The 5550-nt window shown below is 33.6% G+C and carries 6 protein-coding genes and 1 rRNA gene; 1 reads left to right on the top strand and 6 read right to left on the bottom strand.

Annotated elements, in window-relative coordinates:
* Positions 1-667: 667 nt before the first annotated feature.
* The 5 genes from RT261_RS20820 to RT261_RS20800 all read right to left on the bottom strand — a co-directional run bounded on the left by RT261_RS20820 (position 668) and on the right by RT261_RS20800 (position 4257).
* A complete protein-coding gene (locus RT261_RS20820) occupies positions 668-1408 on the bottom strand; it encodes a LytR/AlgR family response regulator transcription factor (protein WP_313135088.1) in 741 nt (246 codons plus the stop codon).
* Positions 1398-1634: a hypothetical protein gene (locus RT261_RS20815; protein ID WP_313135086.1), complete on the bottom strand. Its 237-nt coding sequence runs from the start codon at positions 1632-1634 to the stop codon at positions 1398-1400. The genes RT261_RS20820 and RT261_RS20815 overlap by 11 nt, the downstream gene beginning before the upstream one ends.
* Before the next feature lie 149 nt (positions 1635-1783).
* On the bottom strand, positions 1784-2761 hold the full coding sequence (gene floA / locus RT261_RS20810; RefSeq protein WP_313135085.1) for a flotillin-like protein FloA: 978 nt from the start codon (positions 2759-2761) through the stop codon (positions 1784-1786).
* 27 nt (positions 2762-2788) lie between these two features.
* On the bottom strand, positions 2789-3292 hold the full coding sequence (locus RT261_RS20805; protein ID WP_313135083.1) for an NfeD family protein: 504 nt from the start codon (positions 3290-3292) through the stop codon (positions 2789-2791).
* A gap of 101 nt (positions 3293-3393) precedes the next feature.
* Complete coding sequence (locus RT261_RS20800) at positions 3394-4257, bottom strand: sensor histidine kinase (RefSeq protein WP_313135082.1); 864 nt, start codon at positions 4255-4257, stop codon at positions 3394-3396.
* A gap of 266 nt (positions 4258-4523) precedes the next feature.
* On the opposite strand from RT261_RS20800, the gene RT261_RS20795 reads away from it, so the two are divergent.
* Positions 4524-5285: an MBL fold metallo-hydrolase gene (locus RT261_RS20795; protein ID WP_313135080.1), complete on the top strand. Its 762-nt coding sequence runs from the start codon at positions 4524-4526 to the stop codon at positions 5283-5285.
* A 173-nt stretch (positions 5286-5458) separates the two neighbouring features.
* Here the strand turns inward: RT261_RS20795 and RT261_RS20790 are convergent.
* Positions 5459-5550 (bottom strand): 23S ribosomal RNA (locus RT261_RS20790); the annotation flags it as partial.

Here is a 5550-nt window from a genome sequence, read left to right as displayed (position 1 = left end):
GAAAATTTTATTAGAATTTTCAGGGTTGTTTCACTGTTCAGTTATCAATGTTCAACGGCATTGAGTCATTTTTTATTTTAACGCTTTCGCTGCCGACAAGAAAAGATTATATCATATAGTTCATATTATGTCAACCACTTTTTTCGACATTTTTTAAATTTTTAATTTATGTCTCTTTTGTGGTTTCCTCTCGTAAGAGGCGAGTTTCATAATACTACATTTTTAATAATAAGTCAATCACAAATTGTATTAATTTAATATTCAATTCATACTTCTTTGTTATGATCTACTTAAACCAAGATGTTATCTATAAAAGATAAAACCTTAACCATATATCAGAGATTAGATATTTCCATTATCCTCTCTTTAATGGCTGCCCCGTTTTTAGCAGCGAATCTAATGATACTACACTTATAGAATAATGTCAACAAGAAATTGTATAAATTTTTAATACAATATATACCATTTCATATATGCTGAATCTAATGTAAAACAAAATCCTGACAAAGCAGCGCTTTTCGTACTTTGTTATGCCATTATTTCTACTCTACTATGCACTATTTTTTCGATTTGAAGAATTTCCTACTAATTAAAAAGAGATTTTCCCCATAAGTAAGTTTACCCTGCGGAAAATCTTCTTTTAACAAAACTTATTTTAAATATAATTCTAAGAGTATCTTTTCTTTATCTCTTCAAACTTTGCTGCTGTTATTAGTGCATCTTTTTTAATGTCTTTAAAAGAAACTACATAAGTCCATCTTCCATAAGGCTCAATTTTTTTAATTTGAGAAATATTTATTAAATAAGACTTATGGCTTCGTAAAAACTGCTCTGAATCAAGCTTCATTTCAATGTCACTAATACTTAATGAAGTAACAAAAGAATCTTGTTTGGTATATATAACGGTGCTGCTGTTTTCTCTTTGAACCAGTATGATATCTTTAATGTCTATAAAGCTCATACTTTCTTTTCCTTTAACCAGTAATTTATCAAGCCCACGTTCATACTTAACTATTTTAACAAATTGATCCCTAGAGCTTATTTCAGACATAGATTTGATTCTGTCAAGAGTCTGATTTACCCGATCCACATTAAATGGTTTCACAAGATAATCGTAAGCATATAGTTCAAAAGCATCGGACATATATTGAGAATGAGCAGTTGCAAATATAATTTTAGTTTTCGGATTCAGATCTGCTATTACTTTAGCACAATCCAAACCACTAGCTCCATTCATCTCGATATCCAGAAAAACAACTTCCGCTTTCGTCTTATTAAAAAGTGCAATAGCATCTTCGCAATTGTCACTTTCTCCTACAACCTCGAAACCCTCATTACGTTCAATTATTTTACGAAGCAAGATACGAATTCCACTTTCATCATCAATCAAAATCACTTTAATAGCCATGGTAACTTCTCTTTCTACGTTTGCAGATTGGTTTTCCTAAAACCTCTGACCAAATAATTGCTTCTTGTAATTGTGTGGAAGGCAAACTCCTATTAATGTAATCTACATTCTTTTCCTGAATTATAATATCCTCTGTTCGATTTTCATTTTTTGACGTTTGATCTTTATCTTTTATTGTATTATCCGGTATCCGAATATCTCTTGGTTTTAAAGGAATTCGTTTCATTTTTACACCTACCGCATATTACATCTGTAAGCAGATGCGGTGCCGCCACAAACAGTCAAGCTGAAAGAATCTATTCACGGCAACCTTTCTATTTATATTTTCTTTCAACCATTCAAATATAATGTCCCTTCGTGCTGCCTTAAATGCCATTATATAGTTTCATTTTTTTCTCCAACAATTGACTTCTTACCTGTTTCCGATATCTTCTCTCTCATTTTTGTATCTGCTTTAATATTCTGTAAATCATAATAATCCATAACTCCCATTTTACCCTCACGTAATGCTTGAGCCAGTGCTTTAGGTACCTCTGCCTCAGCTTCTACAACGTAAGCACGCATCTCCTGCTCTTTTGCAACCGCCATAGCTCTTCGTTCTTCGGCTTTGGCTTGTGCAATATTTTTATCCGCCTCTGCCTGAACACTTTGTAAATGAGCTCCAATATTTCTTCCTACATCGATATCAGCAATATCAATTGATAAAATTTCAAAAGCTGTACCGGAATCCAGCCCTTTATCCAGGATTCTTTTTGAAATATCATCCGGATTCTCCAGAACCTCAGCGTGAGAACTTGCTGAACCACAAGTTGTAACAATACCTTCACCAATTCTGGCCAGGACAGTACCTTCTCCTGCACCTCCCACTAAACGTTCCAGGTTTGCTCTTACAGTAACTCTTGCTTTTACAAGTAATTCAATACCGTCTTTTGCAACCGCCGATACACAAGGGGTTTCAATTACTTTAGGATTAACACTCATTCTAACAGCTTCAAATACATCTCTTCCTGCTAAATCAATAGCCGCCGCTTTTTCAAATGGAAGATCAATTCCAGCTCTTTCCGATGCAATTATTGCATTTACCACTCCATCAATATTACCCCCAGCCAGATAGTGTGCTTCTAATTGATTTACGCTTAAGTTAAGTCCGGCTTTTGTAGCTTTAATCAATGGTAAAACAACTTTAGATGGTACTACACGTCTTAACCGCATGCCGATTAAATTAAAAATACTGACTTTAACATTTGCTGCCAGAGAAGAAATCCAGAGACCAATCGGTACAAAGCTTAAAAACAATACAACTAATAACCCAATAACTCCGATTAGAACTATTAAACCTACCATTTCAGACATATTCTCCTACCTCTTTCCTATGATTTTTTACAATCTGTTTTCATCTATTTTAACAATTAGCTTAGAACCTTGAACCTTATATATAACCAGTTGCGTTCCTTTCAGAATGTATTTACCCTCCGAGATAACATCTAATTCAATACCATCAAAACTTCCCGTTCCTGTGGGCCGTAAATCTGATATTGCAACACCTCGTTTACCCAGTAAATAATTCAAATCACTGGAACTTATATATCCTTTCTCTTTATTCAATTCTTCTTTCAAAATAATAGGCAGCTTTAGTCTGCTTTTGGATAACACCCCCAATATTATGGCCAACATTATTCCCAGTAAAACTAATATTATAATTGTTATGGTTACTCCCTCTTCAATAGAATCTGCAGCTAGAAAGATACCAATAATCAGACAAGCCATTCCTGCAATTCCAGGTACTGAAATACCTGGTGCTATCATCTCTATTCCAATCAAAATAAATCCTGAAATAAAGAAAATAATCGCTATGATAAATAACCAATCAACAGTTCCCAACATGAGTTCTGCCCCCTTCCTATAATCTTTAGAATTATTCTACAAGGAATATCTCCACATTAAAAGAGATACTCTCCAAATTATACATTTTCAGTTCTGAAATGTCACAACTTTTTAGAATCTATCAAGGTTTTATCCCGATTATGGTTTACTTTAGGTATTTGTATATAAAAACCTGTTTCTTTCTTATTAGATGAAGCATTGATTGTCCCATTTACATCCTCTATGATTTTAGAAACTATATATAACCCCATACCATGACCTTGTTCTTTCTTTGTTGTAAATCCTTGTTTGAAAATATCCGTTAACTGATCTTCTGAAATTTGAGGGCCATTATTTATAATTTGAAAAGAATAATTGCTTTTACTTTCATCCATTTCAATATATATGGTTTTCTTCTTTTCAATTTCCGCCAGACAAGTAATACTATTATCAATAATGTTTGCCAGTACTATGCACAGGTTCCATGGTTCCATGGGAATATTTTTTAAATCCGTCCGAATATCAAGAAAAAAATCAATATTTTTATTCTCAGCAGCTTCCATTTTAACCTGCAACAGCGCATTTACTGCAGGCTGAGCCGTTTTTAAAGCTTTACTTACTTTCATAATGTCTTTAAATACAGGCTCTAAATATTTAATCGCTTCTTCATATTCCTGAAGTTCCATAAGACCATAGATTACTTGAAAATGATTAAGATAATCATGCCGCTGGGCACGCAATTTTGTATTTAGTTCTTCCAGATTTCTGATGGTTTCTGCCATATTATCATTTCCCTGCCTATTAACATTGTATATACTGATAACGGTAATGATACTGCTTAAGAGTATCAGTAAAACATATATATAAGCATAAATATTATTAATGCCACCACCATATATACCAATCGTTATCCATATAGTAATTCCAATAAGAAATTGGATAATATTTATCACTATTAAGGCTGTTACTATCTTCCTTATATTCACTTTCCTACTCTCCCTTAATCCTTTGTCCTATCCTATTAATTGTATCACATATTGGTTAATTCATCCAATATAATCTGAAATCTTCAAATTACAATCCATCTTTTCAATGAATGCATACTATAATATGACATGTAAGACATCTGATCCAGATTGCATTTTCTTGTAAGGAGAATAAATCTTTTTTCTTTATAAGTTGAATGTATGTTCGATAAATGCTATAATCTAGTTAGCTTTAAATGGAAATATTAATTAGTGGGAGGAATAGGATGAAGGATTGGTTTACAGTTGAGCAAATTGATAAAGACACTTACATTATCAGTGAATATCGGCATTGGGAAGAAACTCACTGCTATTTATTGAGGGGAGAAAGATACAGTCTGCTTATTGATACCGGACTGGGTATAGAAAACATACAGGAGCAAGTTGGAAAGCTTACGGACAAGCCTGTAATTGCTGTTGCAACCCATATACATTGGGATCATATAGGTGGTCATAAATATTTTCCCAATTTTTATGCACATGAAGAAGAGATAAACTGGCTAAATGGGGAATTTCCATTGACTATGGAACAGATTAAAGATTTTGTGATTGAAGATTGTGATTTACCTGAGGGCTTCGATGTGAATAATTATCAGTTCTTTCAAGGTATACCCACCAAAGTACTGAAAGATCAGGATATTATTGATATTGGCGGCCGAAAAATACAGGTATTACATACACCTGGGCATTCTCCAGGCCATATGTGTTTTTACGAGGAGAATCGTGGATACTTGTTTACCGGTGATTTAATATACATAGGAACATTATTTGCATATTATCCTTCAACAGATCCGGTAGCATACCTCGCTTCTGTAAAAAGAGTTGCTGCTTTACCTGTGACAAAGGTATTTCCGGCACACCATGAACTAAATGTACCTGAAACAATACTTAGTGACATGGAAAACGCATTTATAGAACTTGATGGGAAAGGAAAATTACATCATGGCAGTGGTGTACATAAATATGGTTATTTTTCTATCTGGCTTTAATCAGACGTTAACCAGGAAAGTCCAAAAAGACCTATATAACTAACACTTCGTCAGCTATATAGGCCTTTCCTTTTATACATTCAAAACTACACACTGTATTTATTACAATCATCTAATATTCACCTAATAACCTTAGACAGTTTGATATTTACTTTTTACTATCAACTTGTCTTTAGGTCAAGCCCTCGACCTATTAGTATTAGTCAGCTACGTACATTACTGCACTTCCACCTCTAACCTATCTACCTCGTCGTCTTCGAGGGGT

It is taken from the genome of Anaerocolumna sp. (assembly GCF_032079385.1).
Lineage (GTDB): Bacteria > Bacillota > Clostridia > Lachnospirales > Lachnospiraceae > Anaerocolumna.
This window is presented reverse-complemented; position numbering and strand designations above follow the sequence as displayed.